The 24,486-nt window shown below is 61.7% G+C and carries 21 protein-coding genes; 15 read left to right on the forward strand and 6 right to left on the reverse strand.

The genetic code is table 11. The annotated features are described in order from the left end of the window. The first annotated feature begins 99 nt into the window (after positions 1-99). From M5C56_RS25870 to M5C56_RS25880, 3 genes are all read left to right on the forward strand, one after another. Positions 100-504 carry a hypothetical protein gene (locus M5C56_RS25870; RefSeq protein WP_247263364.1) on the forward strand — a complete coding sequence of 135 codons (405 nt, stop codon included), beginning with the start codon at positions 100-102 and terminating at the stop codon, positions 502-504. A gap of 273 nt (positions 505-777) precedes the next feature. Next, positions 778-1,617, forward strand: a complete 840-nt coding sequence (locus M5C56_RS25875; protein ID WP_103497085.1) for an RICIN domain-containing protein — start codon at positions 778-780, stop codon at positions 1,615-1,617. Positions 1,618-1,775: 158 nt separating this feature from the next. Next, positions 1,776-2,297 (forward strand): ACT domain-containing protein, encoded by a 522-nt coding sequence (locus tag M5C56_RS25880; protein WP_103497084.1) that lies wholly within the window; start codon positions 1,776-1,778, stop codon positions 2,295-2,297. Positions 2,298-2,513: 216 nt separating this feature from the next. Here the strand turns inward: M5C56_RS25880 and rarD are convergent, their stop codons facing one another. The 5 genes from rarD to M5C56_RS25905 form a co-directional block, all read right to left on the reverse strand. Further along, a complete protein-coding gene (rarD, locus tag M5C56_RS25885; protein ID WP_103497083.1) occupies positions 2,514-3,401 on the reverse strand; it encodes an EamA family transporter RarD in 888 nt (295 codons plus the stop codon). Positions 3,402-3,594: 193 nt separating this feature from the next. Further along, complete coding sequence (locus tag M5C56_RS25890; RefSeq protein ID WP_103497082.1) at positions 3,595-4,569, reverse strand: serine/threonine protein kinase; 975 nt, start codon at positions 4,567-4,569, stop codon at positions 3,595-3,597. Between the two features lie 187 nt (positions 4,570-4,756). Next, positions 4,757-6,658 (reverse strand): PhoX family phosphatase, encoded by a 1,902-nt coding sequence (locus tag M5C56_RS25895; RefSeq protein WP_103497081.1) that lies wholly within the window; start codon positions 6,656-6,658, stop codon positions 4,757-4,759. Between the two features lie 158 nt (positions 6,659-6,816). Beyond that, positions 6,817-7,581, reverse strand: a complete 765-nt coding sequence (locus tag M5C56_RS25900; RefSeq protein WP_103497080.1) for a TOBE domain-containing protein — start codon at positions 7,579-7,581, stop codon at positions 6,817-6,819. A 192-nt stretch (positions 7,582-7,773) separates the two neighbouring features. Beyond that, entirely contained in the window at positions 7,774-8,511 is a 738-nt protein-coding gene (locus tag M5C56_RS25905) for a ComF family protein (RefSeq protein WP_103497079.1), read from the reverse strand. 94 nt (positions 8,512-8,605) lie between these two features. Between M5C56_RS25905 and bioB the strand changes: the two genes are divergently transcribed. The 10 genes from bioB (at position 8,606) to M5C56_RS25955 (ending at position 21,203) form a co-directional block, all read left to right on the forward strand. After that, complete coding sequence (gene bioB / locus M5C56_RS25910) at positions 8,606-9,661, forward strand: biotin synthase BioB (RefSeq protein ID WP_100938536.1); 1,056 nt, start codon at positions 8,606-8,608, stop codon at positions 9,659-9,661. Positions 9,662-9,677: 16 nt separating this feature from the next. Further along, on the forward strand, positions 9,678-10,868 hold the full coding sequence (bioF, locus tag M5C56_RS25915; protein ID WP_103497078.1) for an 8-amino-7-oxononanoate synthase: 1,191 nt from the start codon (positions 9,678-9,680) through the stop codon (positions 10,866-10,868). Continuing rightward, positions 10,861-11,592 (forward strand): alpha/beta fold hydrolase, encoded by a 732-nt coding sequence (locus M5C56_RS25920; protein ID WP_103497077.1) that lies wholly within the window; start codon positions 10,861-10,863, stop codon positions 11,590-11,592. The genes bioF and M5C56_RS25920 overlap by 8 nt, the downstream gene beginning before the upstream one ends. After that, positions 11,585-12,397, forward strand: a complete 813-nt coding sequence (gene bioC / locus M5C56_RS25925; protein ID WP_103497076.1) for a malonyl-ACP O-methyltransferase BioC — start codon at positions 11,585-11,587, stop codon at positions 12,395-12,397. Before M5C56_RS25920 ends, bioC begins: the two co-directional genes overlap by 8 nt. Next, complete coding sequence (gene bioD / locus M5C56_RS25930; protein WP_103497075.1) at positions 12,394-13,074, forward strand: dethiobiotin synthase; 681 nt, start codon at positions 12,394-12,396, stop codon at positions 13,072-13,074. The genes bioC and bioD overlap by 4 nt, the downstream gene beginning before the upstream one ends. 151 nt (positions 13,075-13,225) lie before the next feature. Then, positions 13,226-13,519 carry a pyrroloquinoline quinone biosynthesis protein PqqE gene (locus tag M5C56_RS25935; protein WP_103497074.1) on the forward strand — a complete coding sequence of 98 codons (294 nt, stop codon included), beginning with the start codon at positions 13,226-13,228 and terminating at the stop codon, positions 13,517-13,519. Positions 13,520-13,912: 393 nt separating this feature from the next. Next, the gene (locus M5C56_RS25940; protein ID WP_103497073.1) at positions 13,913-15,718 is read left to right on the forward strand and encodes a phenylacyl-CoA dehydrogenase; all 1,806 of its coding nucleotides are present in this window, start codon (positions 13,913-13,915) and stop codon (positions 15,716-15,718) included. Between the two features lie 228 nt (positions 15,719-15,946). Then, positions 15,947-17,239 (forward strand): GGDEF domain-containing protein, encoded by a 1,293-nt coding sequence (locus M5C56_RS25945; protein ID WP_103497072.1) that lies wholly within the window; start codon positions 15,947-15,949, stop codon positions 17,237-17,239. 89 nt (positions 17,240-17,328) lie between these two features. Next, positions 17,329-19,125, forward strand: a complete 1,797-nt coding sequence (locus tag M5C56_RS25950; protein WP_103497071.1) for an acyl-CoA dehydrogenase C-terminal domain-containing protein — start codon at positions 17,329-17,331, stop codon at positions 19,123-19,125. Between the two features lie 299 nt (positions 19,126-19,424). Next, positions 19,425-21,203, forward strand: a complete 1,779-nt coding sequence (locus tag M5C56_RS25955) for an acyl-CoA dehydrogenase C-terminal domain-containing protein (RefSeq protein WP_103497070.1) — start codon at positions 19,425-19,427, stop codon at positions 21,201-21,203. 232 nt (positions 21,204-21,435) lie between these two features. On the opposite strand, the gene M5C56_RS25960 is transcribed toward M5C56_RS25955, so the two are convergent. After that, positions 21,436-22,365: a LysR substrate-binding domain-containing protein gene (locus tag M5C56_RS25960; RefSeq protein WP_103497069.1), complete on the reverse strand. Its 930-nt coding sequence runs from the start codon at positions 22,363-22,365 to the stop codon at positions 21,436-21,438. 101 nt (positions 22,366-22,466) lie between these two features. Between M5C56_RS25960 and M5C56_RS25965 the strand changes: the two genes are divergently transcribed. After that, positions 22,467-23,165, forward strand: coding sequence for an MOSC domain-containing protein (locus tag M5C56_RS25965; protein WP_103497068.1), 699 nt, complete (start codon positions 22,467-22,469; stop codon positions 23,163-23,165). Beyond that, positions 23,162-24,439, forward strand: a complete 1,278-nt coding sequence (locus M5C56_RS25970) for an aminotransferase class III-fold pyridoxal phosphate-dependent enzyme (RefSeq protein ID WP_103497067.1) — start codon at positions 23,162-23,164, stop codon at positions 24,437-24,439. Before M5C56_RS25965 ends, M5C56_RS25970 begins: the two co-directional genes overlap by 4 nt. The last annotated feature ends 47 nt before the right edge of the window (positions 24,440-24,486 follow it).

Consider the following 24,486-nt stretch of genomic DNA (forward strand, 5'->3'; position numbering starts at 1 on the left):
CGGGTATTATGTATCAGCCAGTTGTTGGCAAACGCTCTACTCTTCGCCATTGCTGTATCCATTGCTGTTGCCTCAATCAGCAAGCCAAGGAGAACGGTAATGAAAAAGAGCACCAATGCCCCCGATTTTGTAAGGCCGGATCAGGTACTTGAACTCGGCTCGAGTCGGGTAACCATTCCTACAGGTCCAGTAATAATATTCTCAGTTATAGAGCCAAATAAAACCCATTTCTTATATCATCTTGGTAGTGGCGATCCTTACATTAGGGTTACTCACGAGGCAAGTTTGTTGTTTTCACTCTGGGTGTTTGTGCCAGATGAGAATGGCTTGATTTTCAGAATTAAAAATTACGGATTTGAATCGTATTTTACAGCAACAGAAGATGGTAAAGTTTACGTTTCACCAAATAATGGGGGGCTGATCAACTTTGGGAAGTTTGGGATGCGGGAAACGGTCTGGTATATATATTTGAGGCCAGATGGTCTGGTAGTGGAAGGGCCGTGACTCTCGCCAGTAACACAGATGGTACTGCCGTCACCCTCACCACGCCCCAGCTTGACAACAAGCATCAACAGTTCAAACTAAGATCTGTAGGTGGGGGCAAAACTTTGTAAAATATGAGGGGCGTATAAAGCGCCCCCTTCACTGCTTTTCATAATCAGGCTGAGTTGGGCTTTTGGGTGTTATGTGTCAGCCGGTCGTTGGCAAGCGCTGTCAATACTTCGCCATTGCTGTCTCCATAGTGGTTGCCTCACCAGCAAACAAAGGAGAACTGTAATGAAACCGCGCAGCAAAACCCTTGATCCCGCAATCATCGAGCAGATAATCGGGACCGGCTCGGGTCGGGCAGTAACCGTTCCAACGAGTCCCAAAAAAATATTCACTGCTTTAAACGGGAAAAGCTTTATAAAGATGGGTTCTGATAATGTTGTAAGACTTTACAGTAGTGAGAACTTGGTGTTTTCAACCTGGGTTTTCAAATATAACGAACAAAAAAAGGCTTACCAGATTCAAGTGTTTCCAATTACTGATGGATACCTGACGGCAGCCAGCAATGGGGATGCCATTACGACGAACAATACTGGGGCCAGTAATCAATTCTGGCTGATCACGGATGCAGGCAGTCGTTTTGTCTATATCGAAAACCAGGGCAACGGTCGGGTTCTGGACGTCTCCGGATCCGGCACTGCGGATGGTACCAAAGTTATTCTTTATCCAAAGGGCGGGTCGAGCAATCAGAAGTTCCGAATAGGGGCCAATCCTCCAGGCGTTTCTCCTGAAGCTATTTTCCTGGAAGAGTCATACAGCAAAAATGCTCCTTTGCCTGGCCAGTCAGCTAGGAGTGGACCTAATTTCCTGGAAGGATACGCTGCCAAGTATACGGCCCACCTGTATTTCGTTCCTCTTCAAGGCGCCTCCGGGAGTATTTTCATCAAAAGGGATATATCGGGCGGCGGCACCGATTCTGGCGCGGGGTGGGTCATTATGGAGTCAGGTCGCGGAACTTATTTGAATGTCCCTTCTGTAACGTCGACAGGCGTCAGGGGATTATACGCTGCCGATCCTCGATACTTCAGCCAGGGTGAAGTGCGTTTCGATGTCTATCGCCATTACTGAGGGCCGGTTCGAAAGAACGGGTCATGCCAGCTCCGCAAATCCATATGAGAAGTTTTTGAGCGAGCCCCTGCCAGAGCAGGGGCTTGTTTTTCCAAGCCCGTCGTTGGGGCGGCACCCTTTGCCTATACTGGATCGATCCATCACCAGAGGGCTATCCCGTGGACCATCTCGTACTGACTGTATTCGCACCCGACAAGGCCGGCCAGGTCGAACAGATTGCCCTGTGCATCGCCGAGCATGGCGGTAACTGGCTGGAAAGCCGGATGTCGGGCCTGGCCGGGCAGTTTGTCGGGATTGTCCGGGTCGAGGCGCCCGCCGAGGCCCATGACGCGTTGATCAAGGCACTGCAAGCGCTCGCCAGCCAAGGGATTCAGATTCAGGTGATTCCCGGCGGCGGCGAAGCGCCCGGCCGCTGGAAACCCATCGCGATGGAACTGGTGGGCAATGATCGCCCGGGCATCGTGCGGGACATCACCCGCTTGCTGACTGAACAGGGCATCAGCCTGGAGCAACTGGTGACCGACGTGAGCCCCGCGCCCATGAGCGGCGACCCGCTGTTCCACGCCGAGGCGATCCTGGCGGTGCCGTTTGACCTGCCGCTGGAAGCCTTGCAGTCGGGCCTGGAAACCCTGGCCGACGAACTGATGGTGGAGTTGATGTTGCGCAGCGACGAAGACTGAGGCGGGTTATCCAGTTTTAACGGGGACGGGCCTGTGGATAACCTGGGGAGAGCCTACGCCCGGCCAGGCCGGCCGGGACTTTCCAGGATATGAGCAAAAAACGAGCAGTTTCAAGAGCTTGTGCACAAACGGCGTGGACCGGCTTGTGGATAACCTTGGGGTAGAAGCCTGCAGCCCAGGTGGAGCAAGGCTTGCAAGCTTTTGTGTGTTTTTTGATCAGCTGCGCTTGCGCAGGCTGAGCCAGGCATCGACGCTGTACACCGCCAGTCCCGTCCAGATAAACACGAAGGCCATCAGGTTGCTGGCGGTCAGGTGTTCGTCGTACAGCAGCACGGCCAGCAGCAACACCAGGGTTGGCGCGATGTATTGCAGGAAACCCAGGGTGGTGTAGGGCAGGTGACGCGCCGCCGCGTTGAAGCTTACCAGCGGGATCAGCGTGACCGGGCCGGCGGCGATCAGCCACCAGGCTTGCGAGGTGGTCCAGAATTCGGCCTGGGCGCTGGTGGCGAGCGGGTTCAGCAACAGCCAGCCGATGGCGATGGGCACCAGCATCCAGGTTTCCACCACCAACCCCGGCAGGGCCTTGACCGGTGCCTGTTTGCGGATCAGCCCGTAGAAACCGAAGGTCAGTGCCAGCACCAGCGAGATCCAGGGCAGGCTGCCGACTTGCCAGACCTGCTGCGCCACGCCCACGGCGGCGAGTCCGACGGCGATCCATTGCAGGCGGCGCAGGCGTTCGCCCAACAGCAGCATGCCCAGCAGCACGTTGACCAGCGGGTTGATGTAGTAGCCCAGGCTGGCTTCGAGCATGCGTCCGTTATTGACCGACCAGACGTAGGTCAGCCAGTTGGCGGCGATCAGGGTGCCGCTCAGGGCCAGGATCGCCAGGCGGCGAGGGTTGTCCCGCAGTTCGCGCCACCAGCCCGGGTGTTTCCAGACCAGCAGCAGCAGGGAGCCGAACAGGGCGGACCAGAGCACGCGGTGGATGATGATCTCGACGGCCGGTACGGCGGCGATGGCTTTGAAGTAGATGGGGAACAGGCCCCAGATAATGTAGGCGCTGAGGCCAAGGATGTACCCGCGACGCGGGTTGGCGGCTTGCATGCAGAGTCCTTGCTTAGGCTGCTAACTAATTATGGGGGTTGGTGCGCTGGTCTTGGCTGGTGCGGTGGGGCTGAGGGCCCTATCGCGAGCAAGCTCGCTCCTACAGGGGGGATGCAATCCATTACTGTAGGAGCGAGCTTGCTCGCGATGGCGTCTTTTCAGACGCCAACACCGCTAAATCCTGCCACAACCGTCAGAATAATTTCAGCGGTTCTTCATTCAGCGCGGAGAGTTGTTCGCGCAAGGCCAGGACCTGGTCGCCCCAGTAACGCTCGCTACCGAACCACGGGAAGCTGTGGGGAAACGCCGGGTCGTCCCAGCGGCGGGCGAGCCAGGCGCTGTAGTGCATCAGGCGCAGGGCGCGCAGGGGTTCGATCAGCGCCAGTTCGCGGGGATTGAAGTCGTGGAACTCGCTGTAGCCGTCCATCAGTTCCGACAGTTGGCCGAGGCATTCCTGGCGATCGCCGGCGAGCATCATCCACAGGTCCTGCACCGCCGGGCCCATGCGGCAGTCATCGAGGTCGACGATATGGAACATCTCGTCGCGGCACATCATGTTGCCGGGGTGGCAGTCGCCGTGCATGCGGATGTTCTGGTGCGGGGTCTCGGCGTAGACCTGTTGCACCCGCTTGAGCAGGTCGCGGGCCACGGATTCGTAGGCCGGCAGCAGGCTGCGGGGAATGAAGTTGCCTTCCAGCAGGGTGGTCAGCGAGTCTTCGCCGAAGTTCTTCACACCGAGGGCTTCGCGGTGTTCGAACGGACGGGTGGCGCCCACGGCGTGCAGGCGGCCGAGCAGTTGTCCGAGGCGATAGAGCTGGTCGAGATTGCCCGGTTCCGGGGCCCGGCCGCCACGCCGGGGGAACAGGGTGAAGCGAAAACCGGCGTGTTCGAACAGGCTTTCGCCGTTGTGGATCATCGGCGCGACGACCGGGACGTCGCAGTCGGCCAGTTCGAAGGTGAAGCGGTGTTCTTCGAGGATGGCCTCGTTGGTCCAGCGCTGAGGGCGGTAGAACTTGGCGATCAGGGGTTCGCTGTCTTCGATGCCCACCTGATAGACACGGTTTTCGTAGCTGTTGAGCGCCAGGACCCGGGCGTCACTGAGAAAGCCGATGCTTTCCACGGCGTCGAGCACCAGGTCGGGGGTGAGTGTTTCAAACGGGTGGGACATGCTGACTCCTGCGGGCGGCAGGCGGCCGCGTCCGGCCAAGCATGTTAGCGCACCGGGGCGTAGAAAGGTGTCGGCTGTTCCGGCTTCTTCGCGGGCAAGCTCCGCTCCCACAGGTTTTCTGTCGTATGCGGTATCCAGTCTCGACTCAAATACTGTGGGAGCGGAGCTTGCCCGCGAAGGCGGTTGATCAGGCGCCGATAATCCCGCCATCCTCTCGCCGGATCGCCATCACCGACGAGCGTGGCTTGCCGTTCGGCAGATGCTCGGGAAAGGTCGAGTTGCCGGCCTCACCCGGATGCTGGATGCCGACGAACAAGGTTTTCTGGTCCGGCGAGAAACTGATGCCGGTCACTTCGCAGCCCACCGGGCCGACCATGAACCGACGGATTTCCCCGCTTGCCGGGTCGGCGCAAAGCATCTGGTTATTGCCCATGCCGGCAAAATCCCCGGCGTTACTGTAGTCGCCGTCGCTAAGGATCCACAGACGGCCGGCCCTGTCGAAACCCAGGCCGTCCGGGCTGTTGAACATATTCTGCGGGGTGATGTTGGAAGAGCCGGCCTTGGCCGTGCCGGGATGTGCCGCCGGGTTACCTGCTACCACGAACAAGTCCCAGCTAAATGTGTGGGCTCCATGATCATTGCCAGCGGCCTGCCAGCGCAGGATCTGCCCGTAGACATTCTTCTCCCGGGGATTCGGTCCGCCGGCCGGCATGCTGTCCTCACCGCGCTTGGCGTTGTTGGTCAGGGTGCAATAGACCTGGCCGTCGATGGGGCTGACGACGATCCATTCCGGACGGTCCATGCGCGTCGCCTTGACCACACTGGCGGCCAGCCGGGCGTGGATCAGCACTTCGGCCTGGCTGGTGAAACCGCTGCCGGTGTCGATGCCGTTCTTGCCGAAGGTCAACTCGACCCATTCACCAGAACCTTTCGGACGATCCGGGTTGCCATCGCCGTTGTCGAAACGTGCGACATACAAGGTGCCGTGATCCAGCAGGTCACGGTTGGCCTTGGGGTGCTTGTGGTCGATCTTGTCGCGGCTGATGAACTTGTAGATGAATTCACCGCGCTCATCGTCGCCCATATAGACCACGGCGCGGCCGTCACGGGTTTCGGCCAGGGCGGCGTTCTCGTGCTTGAAGCGACCCAGGGCGGTGCGCTTGACCGGGGTGGACTGCGGGTCGAACGGATCGATTTCCACCACCCAGCCATGACGATTCAGTTCGTTGGGATTCAGGGCCATGTCGAAGCGCGGATCGTGGGCGTGCCAGTTGATCTCCTTGCTGGTGGCCACGACGCCATAGCGCTTTTGCGCGACATCGAATTTCTGTTCGGTATTGCTGCTGCCGAAGCAGTCGGTGAAGTTCTCTTCGCAGGTCAGGTAGGTGCCCCAGGGTGTCTTGCCGTTGGCGCAGTTCTGGAAGGTGCCGAGGACTTTGCGACCCTGCTTGTCGGCCTGGGTCTGCAACCAGGGGTGACCGGCTGCCGGGCCGCTGAATTTGATCGGTGTGTTGCCGTGGATCCGCCGGTTATAGGCCGAACCCTGGACGAAGTGCCATTGATCGTCCTTGCGCTGTATTTCGATCACCGACACGCCTTCACTGGCCTGGGCCTTGCGCACGTCTTCGAGGGATTGCGGCTGGCCACCATGGGGATAGAGGTAGCGGTAGTTGGTGTATTCGTTGTTGATCGCCATCAGCGCCCGGTTGTCGTCGCCGGGGAAGGGGAACAGGCTCATGCCGTCGTTGTTGTCGCCGAACTGGACTTCCTGGGCTTTGGCGCTGCCGTTGCCGCTCGGGTCGAAGGCCGGGCCGTTCTTGGCCAGGGGTTGGCCCCAACTGATCAGCACTGAGGAGGTATAGCCGGGTGGCAAGGTCAGGGTGTCGCGGGTGGCGGCGGCGATGCTGTCGAAACCCAGCAGTTGGCCGGAGGCGGCGCTGGCGCTGGCAGCCATCACGCTGCGGCTCAACAGGTTGCCGCCGAGGAACATCGCCGCGCCGCACAAGGCGCCGGCACTGATAAAGCCACGACGGCTGAGGCCGACCATCTGTTCCAGGTCGGTGGGTTGGTTTTCTTCTAAGAGGTTCATGATCAGGCTCCCTGCGGGTCAGGGGGTCACCTTAGTAATGCGTTGTGACGGATTTGTTGCAGGAAAAGCGGGGGATCGCTGCGCGATCGATCGCCGGCAAGCCGGCTCCTACAGGTGGGATGCGTTCTTCTGTAGGAGCCGGCTTGCTGGCGATGGCGTCATAACGGTGTACCCAAAATCACCAGGGACGGCGAAAACACCGCCTGCACGGGGCTTCCCACGTTCAGAGCAAGGCTTTTTATCTGCTCCGGTCGCGCCAGCGCACAGAGGATTTGTCCGTTTGGCAGGGCGATTCTGACCTCCGAAGGGCCGTCTTCATCCTCGGAAATGTCCTCGATTTGACCGCTTAGAGAATTGTGTCCGGATTTTGCGGGATGCCCGATCGCACTCAATTCCAGCCAACCGGCCTTGATCAGGGCGACGACTTCGGTGCCGCTCTCCAGTTCCAGGCGTTGGGTGCTGTCGTGGGTGATCTGTGCCTGCAGCGTGAGTCCGCCGGCCAGGGCCAGACGCACAAGGTCGTTGCGCCCGTGGCGGGTGATGTCCTGCACTGTGCCGTGAAGCTGGTTGCGGGCGCTGGTGCGCAGCATCAGGCGGCCGAGCAGGTCGAGGTCGCCGCTGTCTTCGGCGGCTTCGAGGACCTGGGCCTGGAGGGTTTGCAGGCGTTGATAGAGACGCAGCACCCGTTCGCCTTCCGCCGACAGCTTGGCGCCACCGCCGCCCTTGCCGCCGACACTGCGTTCCACCAGGGGCTTTTGCGCCAGGTTGTTCAACTCGTCGATGGCGTCCCAGGCTGCCTTGTAACTCAAGCCTGCGCTTTTCGCGGCGCGGGTGATGGAGCCCTGTTCGGCGATATGTTGCAGCAGGGCGATGCGCTGCGGGCGGCGGACGATGTGTTGGGTCAGCAGGACGGGCAGGGACATGGGACGGACTTCGGGCGGCGGGGGTATTGGGCAAGGTGCCTCTCGGTGCTTTCGACGTCAAGCCGCCGCAAGCCAAACGCGGTTTCTGTGGCCGGCTTGCTGGCGATGGCGGCCGCAAGATCGCCGCAAGGCTCAAGGGCCTCTTCGCTGGCAAGCCAGGCTCCTACAGGGTTTGTGGTGTCTTTGAGACGGCTAGCGATTTTCCGGGCTCGGTGTACGCGCCAGGCAATAGACATCGACCCGCCGCGCTCCCGCCTTCATCAGCAAGCGGGCCAGGCTTTCGGCGGTGGCGCCGGTGGTCAGTACATCGTCCACCAGCGCCAGGTGCAGGCCTTCGACTTTCGCCCCAGGCGCCAGGGCAAAGGCCTTCAGCAGGTTGCGTCGGCGAGCCCTGGCGTCCAGTTCCTGTTGCGCGATGGTGTCCTGAACACGCTGTAAACGGTGTTCATCTGCGGAGATTTCCAGGCTCTGGCTCAACCAGTTCGCCAGCATCGCCGCCTGGTTATAACCCCGTTGACGCAGACGCCGGGTCGCCATGGGCACCGGCAGCAACAGGTCCGGTCGCGGCAAGCCATCGTCAAAGCGCTCACGCAACGCCTGGGCCAGCAATTCACCCAGCAGTCGCCCCAGCGGCCATTGGCTCTGGTGCTTGAAGCGGGTGATCAGGCTGTCCAGTGGAAAACGATAGGTCCAGGGCGCAATCACCTGCTCGAAGGCCGGCGGCTGCTTGAGGCACTGCCCGCAGGTCAGCCCCGTCGCCGCCAAGGGCAGGGCGCAGACCTGGCAGGCCTCCATCAGCCAGGGTAGTTCGCTCTCGCAGGGCGTACAGATCGGGTGGGGTGTATCGGTGGTTTCATCGCACAACAAACAGGTCTGTTTGTTTTTTAACCAGATGTAAACCGGTCCTTCGTATCGTGGTTGACAGCGCATGAGTCTTCCTTAAATATGCCGAGCATCCGTGTCGCGCCTGTGGGTATTCCTTTGCCCCAGACGCTTGCCCAGCATAAAACAAGGAACTCCGCCGATGAGCGCCAGCATCACCGCCACTTTGCGTCACGATTGGTCTTTGGCCGAGGTCAAGGCTCTGTTCGTCCAGCCGTTCAATGACCTGCTGTTCCAGGCCCAGACCGTGCACCGCGCGCACTTCGACGCCAATCGCGTGCAAGTGTCGACCCTGCTGTCGATCAAGACCGGCGCCTGCCCGGAAGACTGCAAGTACTGCCCACAGTCCGGCCACTACAACACCGGGCTGGAAAAAGAAAAGCTGATGGAAGTGCAGAAGGTGCTGGAGGAGGCCGCACGGGCCAAGGCCATAGGTTCGACCCGTTTCTGCATGGGCGCGGCGTGGAAACACCCGTCGGCCAAGGACATGCCCTACGTGCTGCAGATGGTCAAAGGGGTCAAGGCCATGGGCCTGGAAACCTGCATGACCCTGGGCAAGCTCGACCAGGACCAGACCGCCGCCCTGGCCGACGCCGGCCTCGACTACTACAACCACAACCTCGACACCTCGCCGGAGTTCTACGGCAGCATCATCACCACCCGTACCTACGGCGAGCGCCTGCAGACCCTGGCCTATGTTCGTGATGCCGGGATGAAGATCTGCTCCGGCGGTATCCTCGGCATGGGTGAGTCCCTCGACGACCGCGCCGGGCTGCTGATCCAGCTGGCGAACCTGCCGGAACACCCGGAGTCGGTGCCGATCAACATGCTGGTGAAGGTTGCCGGTACGCCGCTGGAAAACGCCGATGATGTCGATCCGTTCGATTTCATCCGCATGCTCGCGGTGGCGCGGATTCTCATGCCGCAATCCCACGTTCGCCTGTCGGCGGGCCGTGAGGCGATGAACGATCAGATGCAGGCTCTGGCGTTCTTTGCCGGCGCGAACTCGATCTTCTACGGCGATAAATTGCTGACCACCGCCAACCCGCAGGCCGACAAGGACATGCAGTTGTTCTCGCGCCTGGGCATCCTCCCCGAAGCCCGTGAAGAGCACGCTGACGAAGTGCACCAGGCGGCCATCGAGCAGGCGCTGGTGGAGCAAAAGAGCAGCGAGCAGTTCTATAACGCCGCTGTCTGATCCCGCGAGGCCTTGCATGCCCTTCGATCTCAGCGCCCGGCTGTCCGCCCGGCGCGCCGAAAACCTCTATCGCCAGCGTCCGCTGCTGGAGAGTCCGCAAGGTCCGCAGGTGGTGGTCGATGGCCAGCCGCTGCTGGCCTTCTGTAATAACGACTACCTGGGCCTGGCCAATCATCCGCAGGTTATCGAAGCCTGGCAGGCCGGCGCGGCGCGCTGGGGTGTCGGCGGCGGTGCTTCGCATCTGGTGATTGGTCATAGCGGGCCGCATCACGCGCTGGAAGAGGCTCTGGCCGATCTCACCGGGCGCCCGCGGGCGCTGCTGTTCACCACCGGTTATATGGCCAACCTCGGTGCGGTCACGGCCTTGGTCGGGCAGGGTGATACGGTGCTGGAGGACCGTATCAACCATGCGTCGCTGCTGGATGCCGGCTTGCTCTCGGGCGCGCGCTTCAATCGTTATCTGCACAACGACGCCGCCAGTCTCGCCAAGCGTCTGGAAAAGGCCACCGGTAATATCCTGGTGGTCACCGACGGGGTCTTCAGCATGGACGGCGACCTGGCCGACTTGCCGGCCCTGGCCCGCGAAGCCCGGGCCAAGGGCGCCTGGCTGATGGTCGATGATGCCCACGGCTTCGGCCCGCTGGGGGCCAACGGTGGCGGGATCGTCGAGCACTTCGGTCTGAGCCAGGAGGACGTGCCGGTACTGGTCGGCACACTGGGCAAGGCCTTCGGCACGGCGGGCGCCTTTGTCGCCGGCAGTGAAGAGTTGATCGAAAGCCTGATCCAGTTCGCCCGCCCCTATATCTACACCACCAGCCAACCGCCGGCCTTGGCCTGCGCGACGTTGAAAAGCCTGGAACTGTTGCGCACCGAGCACTGGCGGCGCGAGCACCTGAATGCGTTGATTCGCCAGTTCCGCCAGGGCGCCGAACAGATCGGCCTGACCCTGATGGACAGCTTTACCCCGATTCAGCCGATCCTGATCGGCGACAGCGGTCGGGCGTTGCGCTTCTCGCAGTTGCTGCGTGAGCGCGGGCTGATGGTGACGGCGATTCGTCCGCCGACCGTTCCGGCGGGCAGTGCCCGGTTGCGGGTGACCTTGTCCGCGGCCCACAGCGAGGCGCAGGTGCAGCTATTGTTAGAGGGGCTGGCTGCGTGTTTCAGCCTGTTGGGCCCCTTTGATCCAGTGGAGCCAAACCATGCGTGATCGTCTGATCCTGTTGCCCGGTTGGGGCCTCGGCATCTCGCCGCTGGAACCCCTGGCGGCGGCCTTGCGCGGGCTGGATGAGCACTTGCGGGTGGAAATCGAACCCTTGCCGGAACTGGCCAGCGGCGATCCCGAAGAGTGGCTCGACGAACTGGACGCCACCCTGCCGGACAATGCCTGGCTGGGCGGCTGGTCCCTGGGCGGTATGCTCGCCTCGGCGCTGGCGGCGCGGCGTGGCGAGCGCTGCTGCGGTCTGCTGACGTTGGCGAGCAACCCGTGTTTTGTGGTGAGTGACGACTGGTCCGGGGCGATGGCCAACGACACCTTCGACCTGTTCCTGGCCGGCTGCCGCGCCGATCCGCAAACGACCCTCAAGCGTTTCAGCCTGCTCTGTGCCCAGGGTTCGGCGGACCCGCGCGGCCAGGCGCGACTGCTCCTGGCCGGTGCGCCGCAGACTACCCCCGAGACCCTGTTGAACGGGCTGGAGGTGCTGGCACAACTGGATACCCGCCAGGCCCTGCAGGCTTTTCGCGGTCCGCAACTGCACCTGTTCGCCGGCCAGGATGGCCTGGTGCCGGCCGAGGCCGCCAGTGATTTGCTGGCGCTGCTGCCGGATGTCGAAATCGGCCTGATCGAACAGGCCGGCCACGCCTTTCTACTGGATGACCCCCATGGAGTGGCCGGGGCGATCCAGGCCTTTTTGCATGAGTCCGGTGATGACTGATCTTTCCCACCCTGTCTTGCCGGGCGGCTTGCCCGACAAGCGTCAGGTTGCTGCCTCGTTTTCCCGCGCGGCGGCCAGCTATGACAGCGTCGCCCAATTGCAGCGCGATATCGGTCATGAATTGCTCGCACGCTTGCCGGAGGAGTTGAGCCCGTCCCGTTGGCTCGATATGGGCTGCGGTACCGGCTACTTCAGCCGGGCCTTGGCCGTTCGTTTCGAGCAGAGCGAAGGCGTGGCACTGGATATTGCCCAGGGCATGCTGGAGCACGCGCGTCCGCTCGGCGGTGCCCGGCACTTTGTCGCCGGGGATGCCGAGCGCCTGCCATTGCAGGCCGGCAGTTGCGATCTGGTGTTCTCCAGTCTGGCCGTGCAGTGGTGTGCCGATTTTGCCGCGGTACTCGGCGAGGCCCACCGGGTATTGCGACCGGGCGGCGTGATGGCCTTTGCCAGTCTGTGCGTTGGCACCCTGCACGAGTTGCGGGAAAGCTGGCGGGCGGTGGATGGCCTGGTGCACGTCAACCGCTTCCGGTTGTTCAGCGACTATCAGCAGTTGTGCCGGGACAGCGGTTTGCGCGTGGTCAGCCTGGAAAGCCGGCCGCAGGTGCTGCACTACCCCGATGTGCGCAGGCTGACCCATGAACTCAAGGCGCTGGGCGCGCATAACCTCAATCCTGGCCGGCCGGGCGGTTTGACCGGGCGGGCGCGGATTCTCGGGTTGGTGCAGGCCTATGAAGCGTTTCGCCAGGCCGAGGGTTTGCCGGCGACCTATCAGGTGGTCTATGCCATTCTGGAGAAGCCATTATGAATGCTGCCTATTTCATTACCGGCACCGACACCGATGTGGGCAAGACCACGATTGCCGCCGGGTTGTTGCACGGGGCCCGTCAGGCCGGCCTGAGTACCGCGGCGGGTAAGCCGGTGGCGTCCGGCTGTGAGGTGACGCCCGAAGGGCTGCGCAACGCCGATGCCCTGGCGTTGCTGGCCGAATGTTCGCTGCCGCTGGCCTATGCCGAGGTTAATCCAGTGGCCTTCGAGCCGGCGATTGCCCCGCATCTGGCGGCGCGCGAGGCGGGGGTGAAGTTGACCGTGCAGTCCTTGCTGGGACCGATGCAGCGGATATTGGCCAAGCAGGCCGACTTCACCCTGATCGAAGGCGCCGGGGGCTGGCGGGTGCCCTTGGCGGATCAGGCCAGCCTGTCGGATCTGGCCCAGGCGCTGGCCTTACCGGTGATCCTGGTGGTGGGAGTGCGCCTGGGGTGCATCAGCCATGCCCTGCTGACCGCCGAAGCCATCGAGCGAGATGGTCTGCAACTGGCCGGCTGGGTCGCCAATATCATCGAGCCGAAGACTTCGCGCCTGGAAGAGAACCTCGCGACCCTGGCCGAACGCCTGCCGGCGCCTTGCCTGGGGCGGGTGCCGAGGCTCAAGGCGGCGAGCGCCGAAGCGGTCGCGCAGTACCTGCAGTTGGATCTGCTGGACTAGACGCCGGGCTGCGACGTCTGCGGGGTGGCTGAGGCTTTCCTAAGATTCTGCCTATCAACAGGCAATCTGCCATTATTGTTTTTGACGGGTGTTTCTTTGACAGGTCTGCTTAAATGCAGGCTGTCGATCCCGTTTTCAGTCGAGTCTGCCCATGGAAATCTCAGGAAATACCGCTGTTTATGCCGGTCTGAGCACTATTCGGTCCGGGCAGAACCGTGTCGACCAGTCGGCCAGTCAGGTCGCCGATACCATAGACGGACGCTCGCTGAAGAGCCAATCGTCCGATACCCAGGTCAACCGGCTGTTGTCGGTGGACCGCAGCCAGCAAGATCTGTCGAGCACCATGGTGGACATGACCCAGGGCAAGCTTCAGGTCGAAGCGGGTGCCAAGGTGGCCAAGGCCGCGGATCAGGCCCTCGGTACGTTGATCGATACCTATGCCTGATAGCTTCACCTCTCCATCAGAATTGAAACGCGATCCTGTGTAGGAGCTGGCTTGCCAGCGATGGCGGCCGATAAGTTGATGCAAGACTTACTGGCCTCATCGCCGGCAAGCCGGCTCCTACAGGGCTTTGCTGCGTTTTTAAATGTTCGGTTTTAGTCGCTCCCTCGCATAACCCATTCTCCCCCTCGACTATTCTCTAATGACGTGTCCCCTGGCTGCCGCTCAAGGCTGCCGGCCTTTTCCTGCGCCTCCTTCATCCATGTATGACGAATGGACTATGAACGACACTTGACAAGAATTGAGCGCAAACGTATGTTTCAAACAACCGTTTGACCGGCGTGGCAAATCGACGCGGTCGCTCATTCCAGGATTCATCAGCAGAGGTTTATCGCTATGCCTGACTACAAGGCCCCCTTGCGTGATATTCGCTTCGTCCGTGACGAGCTGCTCGGTTACGAAGCGCACTATCAGAGCCTGCCGGCATGCCAGGACGCTACCCCGGACATGGTTGACGCCATCCTCGAGGAAGGCGCCAAGTTTTGTGAGCAGGTACTGGCCCCGTTGAACCGGGTCGGCGACACCGAAGGTTGCACCTGGAGCGAGTCCGGCGTTAAGACGCCCACCGGTTTCAAGGAAGCCTACAAGCAGTTCGTCGAAGGCGGCTGGCCAAGCCTGGCCCACGACGTCGAACACGGCGGCCAAGGCCTGCCGGAGTCCCTGGGCCTGGCGGTCAGCGAAATGGTCGGCGAAGCCAACTGGTCGTGGGGCATGTACCCGGGCCTGTCCCATGGCGCGATGAACACCATTTCCGAACACGGTACCCCCGAGCAGCAAGAGGCCTACCTGACCAAGCTGGTCTCCGGCGAGTGGACCGGCACCATGTGCCTGACCGAACCGCACTGCGGGACCGACCTGGGCATGCTGCGGACCAAGGCCGAGCCTCAGGCCGACGGTTCCTACAAGGTCAGCGGCACCAAGATCTTCATCTCGGCCGGTGAGCACGACATGGCCGACAACATCGTCCATATCGTCCTGGCCCGCCTGCCGGATGCACCGGCCGGCACCAAGGGGATTTCGCTGTTCATCGTGCCCAAGTTCCTGCCGAACACCGACGGTAGCGTCGGTGAGCGCAATGCCGTTTCCTGCGGTTCCCTCGAACACAAGATGGGCATCCACGGCAACGCCACCTGCGTGATGAACTTCGACGCGGCCACCGGTTTCCTGATCGGCCCGCCGAACAAGGGCCTGAACTGCATGTTCACCTTCATGAACACCGCTCGCCTGGGGACCGCGCTGCAAGGCCTGGCCCACGCCGAGATCGGTTTCCAGGGTGGCCTGAAATATGCGCGCGAGCGTCTGCAGATGCGTTCCCTGACGGGCCCGAAAGCGCCGGACAAGGCCGCCGACCCGATCATCGTGCACCCTGACGTGCGTCGCATGCTGCTGACCATGAAGGCCTTCGCCGAAGGTAACCGGGCAATGGTCTACTTCACTGCCAAGCAGGTCGATATCGTCAAGTACGGCCAGGATGAAGAAGAGAAGAAGAAAGCCGACGCACTGCTGGCCTTCATGACTCCGATCGCCAAGGCGTTCATGACCGAAGTCGGCTTCGAAGCGGCCAACCATGGCGTGCAGATCTACGGCGGCCACGGCTTTATCGCCGAGTGGGGCATGGAGCAGAACGTTCGCGACAGCCGCATTTCGATGTTGTACGAAGGCACCACCGGTATCCAGGCCCTCGACCTGCTGGGCCGCAAGGTGCTGATGACCCAAGGCGAAGCGCTGAAGGGCTTCACCAAGATCGTCCACAAGTTCTGCCAGGCCAATGAAGGCAACGAAGCGGTCAGCGAGTTTGTCGCTCCGTTGGCGGCCATCAACAAGGAATGGGGCGAGCTGACGATGAAAGTCGGCATGGCCGCGATGAAGGACCGTGAAGAAGTCGGTGCCGCTTCGGTGGACTACCTGATGTACTCCGGTTATGCCTGCCTGGCTTACTTCTGGGCCGACATGGCGCGCCTGGCTGCCGAGAAACTGGCGGCCGGTACCAGCGAGGAAGGCTTCTACACCGCCAAGCTGCAGACCGCGCGTTTCTACTTCCAGCGCATCCTGCCGCGTACCCGCACTCACGTGGCAACCATGCTGTCGGGCGCGAACAACCTGATGGACATGAAAGAAGAGAACTTCAGCCTGGGCTACTAAGCCTCACTGAGCCTTCTGCAAAAGCCGCTTCGCCTTCGGGGGAAGCGGCTTTTTTGCGTGTGGCCCTTGGCGACGGGCGGAGAAAAAATTCCTGACTAAATCGCTAAGAAGAATCGCCGCGCTGCCGTTAAAGAGATGGCATTTGTGACTGATGTCACATTGCCGTACCTTAGGTTTTACAATACAGGCACAATGCCATTTATTGCGTTGCCGGTCGGAGCTTTACCCTTGCCGCGTTCTTCCACTGTCCATGCTGGTCATTTTTTACCCTCCCTCCTGTTGTTGCTTGCGGGGCTCGCGGCTGCCTACGTCAAGGAACTCAACGTCTTCTTCACCTCGCTGTTCAATGTGCTGCCGACTCTGGTGCTGTTGCTGGGCGGGTCCTACTGCGCGGTGTACCGACGTCAGCGCGAACTGTTCCTGATGGTGACGGTGTATATCGCCTATTTCCTGCTCTCCACCCAGACCGATTATTACCGCGATCACGGCAAGGTCCGCGAGGACGCCGCGGTGGTCTTCCACCTCTGTTGCCTGCTGCTGCCCCTGCTGTTTGGCGTGTACGCCGCCTGGGAGGAGCGCACGCACCTGTTCCAGGACATGGTCGCGCGGTTCGCCGTGCTGCTGGCGGTGGGCAGTGTGGCATTGGGCCTGGAGCAGAGTTATCCGCAGACCTTGCTCGACTGGCTGGCGGAAATCCGTTGGCCGGCGCTGCACGGGGACTGGATGAGCCTGATCCAGCTGTCCTATCCGGTGTTCTTCGCGTCCTTCCTGTTGCTCACGGTCCAGTACTGGCGCCACCCGCGACCGCTGCACGCGGCGCAACTGACCGGGCTGCTGGGGTTGTTCTGGATGTTGCCCAAGACCTTCATCCTGCCGTTCACCCTGAATATCATGTGCAGCCAGGTGATGTTGATGATTGCCGCGGCGGTGGCCCATGAGGCTTATCAGATGGCCTTCCGCGACGAGCTCACCGGCCTGCCGGGACGCCGCGCGTTGAACGAACGCATGCAGCGCCTGGGGCGCAACTATGTGCTGGCGATGACCGACGTCGACCACTTCAAGAAATTCAACGACACCCACGGTCACGACGTCGGCGACCAGGTGTTGCGCCTGGTGGCGAGCAAGCTGGCGAAGGTCAGCGGTGGCGGTCGTGCCTATCGCTATGGCGGTGAAGAGTTCGCGGTGGTGTTTGCCGGCAAGACGCTGGAAGAGTGCATGCCGCACCTGGAGGTCATTCGCGAAGTGATCGCCAACTACCATATCCAGTTGCGCAACCAGGACAATCGTCCCCAGGACGACCAGCAAGGTCGTCAACGCCGGGCCGGCAGTGGGGCGACCAGTGTCTCGGTGACCGTGAGTATCGGGGTCGCCGAGCGTCAGCCGGAGCAGCGCACCCCGGAAGAAGTGCTCAAGTCCGCCGACCAGGCGCTCTATGCCGCCAAGGGGGCGGGGCGTAACTGCGTGGTCGCGGCGGGGCAAAGTCGGCGCGGTGCGGTTCGCACGGGAGAAGCTGTCGGCTGAGTGATGGTGGAGCATTCAGCGGTTGGACGGTGATTGTCCGGGGGCGGGCAGGGCAGTAGGTTGGGGTATCTGCTGCCGGAGAAATGACCATGCCTGAGTACAAAGCCCCGCTACGGGATATGCGCTTTCTGATCGACCACGTTTTCGATTTCCACGCCCACTACCTCGCCCTCGGCGCCAACGATGCCAGCCCCGATATGGTCGGCGCGATCCTCGAAGAGGGCGCGAAGTTCTGCGAGCAGGTGCTGTCGCCGTTGAACCGCTCCGGCGATGAAGAAGGCTGCCATTTCGACAACGGCGTGGTGACCACGCCCAAGGGCTTCAAGCAGGCCTTTGCCCAGTATGTCGAAGGCGGCTGGCATGGCCTGGCGGCGGACCCGGCCTATGGCGGGCAAGGCCTGCCGCTGTCCCTGGGGCTGGTGATCAGCGAGATGATCGGCTCCAGCAATACTTCCTGGGGCATGTACCCGGGCCTGACCCACGGCGCCATGTCGGCGATCCATGCCCACGGCACCGAGGAACAGAAAAACACCTACCTGAGCAAACTGACCGAGGGTCGCTGGACCGGCACCATGTGCCTGACCGAGGCCCATTGCGGCACTGACCTGGGGCTTATCAAGACCCGCGCCGTGCCCCAGGCCGACGGCAGTTATGCCATCAGCGGCAGCAAGATCTTCATCTCCGCCGGCGAGCACGATATGAGCGAGAACATCGTGCATCTGGTGCTGGCCAAGCTGCCGGACGCGCCGGCGGGGACCAAGGGCATTTCCCTGTTTATCGTGCCCAAGTTCCTGGTCAATGCCGCCGGTGATGCGGGCGAGCGCAATGGTGTGCAATGCGGCTCCATCGAGCACAAGATGGGGATCAAGGCTTCCGCGACCTGCGTGCTGAACTTCGATGATGCCAAGGGCTATCTGATCGGCGAGGCCAATAAGGGCCTGAACTGCATGTTCACCATGATGAACCATGCCCGGCTCGGCACCGGGATGCAGGGCCTGTGCCTGGGCGAGACCAGTTTCCAGGGCGCGGTCCGGTACGCCAACGATCGACTGCAGATGCGTTCGCTCACTGGTCCCAAGGCACCGGACAAGGCCGCCGACCCGATCATCGTCCATCCCGATGTGCGGCGCATGCTGCTGACCATGAAGGCTTTCAACGAAGGCAACCGGGCGCTGACCTACTTCACCGCACAGTGGCTGGATGTTGCCCATCTGGGTAGCGATGCGACCCAGCGCCAGGAGGCCGAGGACCTGCTGGCCTTCCTGACCCCGATCTGCAAGGCCTTTATGACCGAGACCGGTCTTGAGGTGACCAACCATGGGATGCAGGTGTTTGGTGGCCACGGCTTCATTCGTGAGTGGGGCATGGAGCAACTGGTTCGCGATTGCCGGATCGCGCCGATCTATGAGGGTACCAACGGGATTCAGGCGCTGGATCTGCTGGGGCGCAAGGTGCTCGGCAGCCAGGGCAAGTTGCTGCGCGGCTTTACCAGGATCGTGCACCGGTTCTGTCTGGCGAATGCCGGGCATCCGCAGCTCAAGGGGTATGTGGCGCAGCTGGGGGAGTTGAACCAGCAGTGGGGTGAGCTGACGACTCAGGTCGGGATGGCGGCGATGAAGAACCCGGATGAAGTGGGGGCGGCGGCGTTGGATTATCTGATGTACAGCGGCTACATCATTCTTGCTTACCTCTGGCTGCGCATGGCGCTGGTGGCCCAGGCCCAGTTGGAGGCGGGGAGTGGTGACGCCGAGTATTGCCAGGGCAAGTTGGCGACTTGCGAGTTCTACTTCAAGCGGCTGTTGCCGCGCACGACCGCACATCGGGCGGCGGTGGAGGCGGGGAGTGAGTGTTTGATGCGTTTGCCGGCGGAGTTGTTTGCGTTGTAGCTGCTTTCGAGTGGGCCCGAAGGAGTGTGGGTGCTCTTGAGGGCCTCTTCGCGGGCAAGCCCTGCTCCTACAGGTTTTGTGTTGTGCGCAGATATCGTGCCCACCGAAAAACTGTAGGAGCAGGGCTTGCCCGCGAAGGCGTCAGAACAGACACCTCATGCCTCGGATATGCGCGTGACTAAAAATAACAAAAAAGTCACGCATAGACCCTATGTGTCGTAAAAGTTGTTAGGGTAAACTCGAGCCATAGAAAATCGGCCCCATCCGGGGTCCGTCGTTTAGATCCTGCGAGGTTTGCCATGGCTGACTACAAAGCGCCCCTGCGCGATATGCGCTTCGTCCTCAATGAAGTGTTCGAGGTCGCGAAACTCTGGGCTCAACTACCTGCCCTGGCCGAGACCGTCGACGCCGAAACCGTCGAAGCGATTCTCGAAGAGGCCGGCAAGGTCACCGCCAAGAGCATCGCGCCCCTGAGCCGTGGCGGCGATGAGGAAGGCTGCCGTTGGGACAACGGCGCGGTGTTCACGCCCGCCGGTTTCCCCCAGGCCTACCAGACCTACGCCGAAGGCGGTTGGGTCGGCGTCGGCGGTGATCCGGCCTTCGGCGGCATGGGCATGCCCAAGGCGGTGTCGGCCCAGGTCGAAGAAATGATCAACTCCTCCAGCCTCGCCTTCGGCCTGTACCCGATGCTGACGGCCGGTGCCTGTGTCTCGATCAACACCCACGCCAGCGAAGAGCTGAAAGCCACTTACCTGCCGAACATGTATTCGGGTGTCTGGGCCGGCTCCATGTGCCTGACCGAACCCCACGCCGGCACCGACCTGGGGATTATCCGCACCAAGGCCGAGCCCCAGGCGGACGGCTCCTACAAGGTCAGCGGCACCAAGATCTTTATCACCGGCGGCGAACACGACCTGACCGAGAACATCATTCACCTGGTGCTGGCCAAGCTGCCGGACGCCCCGGCCGGTCCCAAGGGCATCTCGCTGTTCCTGGTACCGAAGTTCATGGTCAATGCCGACGGCAGCCTCGGCGCCCGCAACCCGGTGAGCTGTGGTTCCATCGAACACAAGATGGGTATCCAGGCGTCCGCGACCTGCGTGATGAACTTCGACGAAGCCGTGGGTTACCTGATCGGCGAGCCGAACAAGGGCCTCGCGGCGATGTTCACCATGATGAACTACGAGCGCCTGGGGGTGGGCATCCAGGGTCTGGCATCGGGCGAGCGCTCGTACCAGAACGCGGTCGAGTACGCCCGTGATCGCCTGCAAAGCCGTTCGCCGACCGGGCCAAAGGCCAAGGACAAGGTGGCCGATCCGATCATCGTGCACCCCGATGTACGGCGCATGCTGTTGACCATGAAAGCCTCGAACGAAGGTGGCCGGGCATTTTCCACCTATGTGGCGATGCAGTTGGACACCGCCAAGTTCAGCGAAGACGCTACCACCCGCGAGCGCGCGGATGGCCTGGTGGCCTTGCTGACCCCGGTGGCCAAGGCCTTCCTCACCGACCTCGGCCTGGAAACCACCGTGCACGGCCAGCAGGTGTTCGGCGGCCACGGCTATATCCGCGAGTGGGGACAGGAGCAGTTGGTGCGCGATGTGCGCATCACCCAGATCTACGAAGGCACCAACGGCATCCAGGCCCTGGACCTGGTGGGGCGCAAGATCGTCGGCAACGGCGGCGCCTATTACAAGTTGTTCGCCGAAGAGATTCGCCATTTCATCCAGACCGCCGACGCCGGGCTGGCCGAGTTCACCCAGCCGCTGGGCGCCGCGCTGGATAACCTCGATGACCTGACCGCCTGGGTCCTGGAGCGCGCCAAGAGCAATCCGGACGAGATCGGTGCGGCATCTGTCGAATACCTGCAAGCCTTCGGTTACACCACTTATGCCTACATGTGGGCACTGATGGCCAAGGCGGCGTTGGGCAAGGAGAGTCAGGAGACGTTCTACGCGAGCAAAATGGGCACCGCGCGGTTCTATTTCGCACGTCTGTTGCCGCGTATTCACTCGCTGACAGCCTCGGTGAAAGCCGGGAGCGAGTCGTTGTTCCTACTGGATGCCGAGCAATTTTGATTCTTTGGATGCTATGTAAGCATTTACTTACATAACGCGCTGCTTTTTGCCCCTATCGCCAAATTGGATCCAGCGATAATCTTTGCAACAAGGACGTCGAGCAGGAAGCTCAAAAGCAACAACAGGGACACGTAGGATTCTGCCAGGACGGCGGAGTGAAAGGGATGTCAGGGAAACAGTCTGCAAAACCCCGCTTAGGCGGGGTTTTCTTTTGCCCGCGAAAAAGTAGCGGTCAGTTCAGCCCTTCTCGTACTGGCGGCGGATGCCCGCCCGGGCGGTTCGTCACCATCACGTCTTCGAGCAAGTTGCGCAACAACTCCAGTGTTGCCTGCTGGCGCTGCACATCACGACATACCAGCCCGACTTTCAAGGCAACCCGCGGTTCGGTCAGCGGCTTCCACAGCAACAGGTCGTCGTCATGCTCATGCCGTGAGCGGCCCGGCAGCACCGTTGCCAATCGTGTGTGTGGCAGGCTGTCGAGGATGCCGGCCATATTGTTCAGCTCGGCCTGGACCTGAGGGCGTCGCCCCAGATTGGCCAGTTGCCCCTGCCAGATCTGGCGGATCTGGAATTCCTCACCGAGCAGCAACATCGGCAGTTCGGCGGCCTGGCTCAAGGAGACCTTCTTGAATTCGCGCAGTGGATGATCGCTCGGGATCACCAGTTGCAGCTCATCTTCGTACAACAGCACCCCATGCAAGCCTGGTTGGCGCGGCGGCAGATAGCTGATGCCGATATCCAGCGAACCATTGAGCAGGCGTCGCTCGATCTCCATGCCGGTCAATTCGTAGATCTGCACCACCAGGTGCGGTTGGGCCTTGCGCACCCGTTCCAGCATCTGCGGCACCAGGCTGGTGTGCACGGTCTGCAGCACGCCGATGGCCAGGGTGCGCAGGGCCTGGCCCTGGAAGTTGCGCAGGTCGTCCCGAGCCCGTTGCAGACCATCGAGCAGCGGCAGTGCGTGGTTGTAGAGCGTATGGGCGGCGAGGGTCGGCAGCAGGCGCTTGCTGCTGCGTTCGAACAGGCCCACATCGAGGTTGTGTTCGAGCTGGCGGATCTGCTGCGACAGGGCCGGTTGCGAGATCGACAGGCGTTCGGCGGCCCGGCCGACATGGCCTTCTTCATACACCGCGACGAAATAACGCAGTTGCTTGAAATCCATAAGCTGTACTTATCGAAAATGCTCGAAAAACGAAATGGCCGCGAGTGCCGGGGAAGCCTAGTCTAACCCCAATCACAAGGCTTACAGGGCCATAGAACGCGATGAATACTGTTTGCGTGGACGGTGTTTACATAGGCAAGGCAAAAAATCTCGGACAGGGTTTGCTCGGCGATACGGATAAACACCGGGTTGCCAACCGGCTCTGGTTGTGGCCACAGGGCCTGGGCAGCGACGAGCACGGCGATCCGCGCTTCCATACCGGGCCCGAGCGGGCGCTGCATCACTATCCCGCCGAGCATTACGCCTACTGGCGGCAACGTTATCCACAGCTCGATTGGGCGGCACCGGCCTTTGGCGAGAACTTGTCGACGCGGGGCCTGACCGAGGAGCAGGTCTGCCTGGGCGATCTGTTTCGCTGGGGCGGTGCGTTGTTGCAGGTCAGCCAGCCGCGCTCGGCCTGTTATCGCCTGAGTCGTCTCGGAACCTTGCCGGACCTGCCGCAAGAGGCTCAGGACACAGGGCGCTGCGGTTGGTTCTATCGGGTGCTCAAGTCGGGCTTTGTCAGCGCCGACCAACCGTTCGAACTGATTCAGCGCAGCTATCCCGGCTTGACCGTGGCCTGGGCGCTGCATGCCTTCTTCCAGGAGCCCTTGGAACAGGCAGGCTTGAAGATGCTGGTGGATTGTCCTGCGCTGTCTTCGCGCTGGCGCGACACGGCCATCAAGCGCCTGCGCAGCGGGCGAGTGGAAGACTGGTCGGCGCGGTTGCTCGGCCTGCCGCTGGAAGGTCTGCGCGCATGAACCTGTTCAGCTTACGTCGTACGCCGCCGAGTCTCGATGACCTGACGGCCGAGTACCGGCAAGTCTCCCGGCAAGACAGTGTCAGCCATGAATACCTGATGCCGGCTAATGCGCGTCTCGCTCCGGTGTTCGTTCGTGGCCAGGGCTCTTCGGTGTGGGATACGCAAGGCCAGGCTTATCTGGATTTCAGCCAGGGGGGTGGCAGCAACAGTCTCGGCCACAGCCCTGGTGTTCTGGCTCGGGCGTTGTCCGACCAGGCCTACGGGTTGATCAACGCTGGAGGTGGATTTCACAACCAGGGGCAACTGAATCTGGCCCAGCGACTGTGCGAGAGCACTGGCTGCGATCAGGTGCATTTTTTCAACAGCGGCTCCGAAGCCTGCGACGGCGCGATCAAGCTGGCACGCAAGTGGGGGCAACTAAATCGTGGTGGTGCGTCTCGGATCATCTCGGTGAGCAACGCCTGTCACGGCAGTGGTTTCGGCGCCATGGCAGCGTCGGAGGCTTTTGACAATCGATTCGAGCCGCAACTGCCGGGCTTCAGCCAGGTGCCATTCAATGATTTGCCGGCCTTGCATGCCGCCGTGGATGCCAAGACCGTCGCGATCATGCTGGAACCGATCCAGAGTGCCGCCGGGGTGATTCCGGCGACCGGGCACTACCTCAAGGGGGTCGAACGGCTATGCCGTGAGTTGGGCATCCTGCTGATCCTGGATGAAGTGCAGACCGGCATGGGGCGTTGTGGCACCTTGCTGGTCGAACAGCAGTATGGCGTGAAGGCGGACATCGTCACCCTGGGCAAAGGCCTGGGCGGCGGCGTGCCGCTGGCCGCCCTGTTGGCGCGGGGCAAGGCGTGCTGCTTCGCACCCGGCGAAATCGGTGGCAGTCACCATGGCAATGCGATGATGTGCAGTGCCGGGCTGGCGGTGCTGGAGACGCTGCTTGCGGGTGATTTCCTCACACGGGTCCGCGAAACCGGGCAGTACCTGCGTGATGGGTTGACGCGCCTGGCCCAACGTTATGCACAGGGAGAGTTGCGCGGTACGGGCCTGCTCTGGGGCCTGACCCTGGGGGATGATTCGGCGGATGCGCTGCTCAAGGCGGCACTGCAGGAAGGGCTGCTGCTGGATGCGCCGAAAGCCGATTGCCTGCGTTTTTCACCGGCACTGAACGTCAGCAAGGGCGACATCGACGAGATGCTGTTGCGCCTGGCCCGCGCCTTTTCCCGAGTGCGGACCGCCCAGGTCCAGTGCCGCAAGGGCATTGCCGTCTGATATTGACTGGCGCCTTTTCCCCAACGAATTCAAGAACCGTCTCGCGG

This window comes from Pseudomonas sp. MWU13-2862 (assembly GCF_023242495.1).
Classification (GTDB): Bacteria; Pseudomonadota; Gammaproteobacteria; order Pseudomonadales; family Pseudomonadaceae; genus Aquipseudomonas; species Aquipseudomonas gingeri_D.

Bases quoted from the DNA above. Each gene is read 5' to 3' on its own strand.
- M5C56_RS25890 (WP_103497082.1), bottom strand. From the start codon at position 4,569: ATGTCCCACCCGTTTGAAACACTCACCCCCGACCTGGTGCTCGACGCC.
- M5C56_RS25955 (WP_103497070.1), top strand. From the start codon at position 19,425: ATGGCTGACTACAAAGCGCCCCTGCGCGATATGCGCTTCGTCCTCAAT.
- rarD (WP_103497083.1), bottom strand. From the start codon at position 3,401: ATGCAAGCCGCCAACCCGCGTCGCGGGTACATCCTTGGCCTCAGCGCC.
- M5C56_RS25950 (WP_103497071.1), top strand. From the start codon at position 17,329: ATGCCTGAGTACAAAGCCCCGCTACGGGATATGCGCTTTCTGATCGAC.
- M5C56_RS25875 (WP_103497085.1), top strand. From the start codon at position 778: ATGAAACCGCGCAGCAAAACCCTTGATCCCGCAATCATCGAGCAGATA.
- bioB (WP_100938536.1), top strand. From the start codon at position 8,606: ATGAGCGCCAGCATCACCGCCACTTTGCGTCACGATTGGTCTTTGGCC.
- M5C56_RS25895 (WP_103497081.1), bottom strand. From the start codon at position 6,658: ATGAACCTCTTAGAAGAAAACCAACCCACCGACCTGGAACAGATGGTC.
- M5C56_RS25940 (WP_103497073.1), top strand. From the start codon at position 13,913: ATGCCTGACTACAAGGCCCCCTTGCGTGATATTCGCTTCGTCCGTGAC.
- M5C56_RS25905 (WP_103497079.1), bottom strand. From the start codon at position 8,511: ATGCGCTGTCAACCACGATACGAAGGACCGGTTTACATCTGGTTAAAA.
- M5C56_RS25935 (WP_103497074.1), top strand. From the start codon at position 13,226: ATGGAAATCTCAGGAAATACCGCTGTTTATGCCGGTCTGAGCACTATT.
- M5C56_RS25965 (WP_103497068.1), top strand. From the start codon at position 22,467: ATGAATACTGTTTGCGTGGACGGTGTTTACATAGGCAAGGCAAAAAAT.
- bioC (WP_103497076.1), top strand. From the start codon at position 11,585: ATGACTGATCTTTCCCACCCTGTCTTGCCGGGCGGCTTGCCCGACAAG.
- M5C56_RS25920 (WP_103497077.1), top strand. From the start codon at position 10,861: ATGCGTGATCGTCTGATCCTGTTGCCCGGTTGGGGCCTCGGCATCTCG.
- M5C56_RS25960 (WP_103497069.1), bottom strand. From the start codon at position 22,365: ATGGATTTCAAGCAACTGCGTTATTTCGTCGCGGTGTATGAAGAAGGC.
- M5C56_RS25870 (WP_247263364.1), top strand. From the start codon at position 100: ATGAAAAAGAGCACCAATGCCCCCGATTTTGTAAGGCCGGATCAGGTA.
- M5C56_RS25900 (WP_103497080.1), bottom strand. From the start codon at position 7,581: ATGTCCCTGCCCGTCCTGCTGACCCAACACATCGTCCGCCGCCCGCAG.
- bioD (WP_103497075.1), top strand. From the start codon at position 12,394: ATGAATGCTGCCTATTTCATTACCGGCACCGACACCGATGTGGGCAAG.
- M5C56_RS25970 (WP_103497067.1), top strand. From the start codon at position 23,162: ATGAACCTGTTCAGCTTACGTCGTACGCCGCCGAGTCTCGATGACCTG.
- bioF (WP_103497078.1), top strand. From the start codon at position 9,678: ATGCCCTTCGATCTCAGCGCCCGGCTGTCCGCCCGGCGCGCCGAAAAC.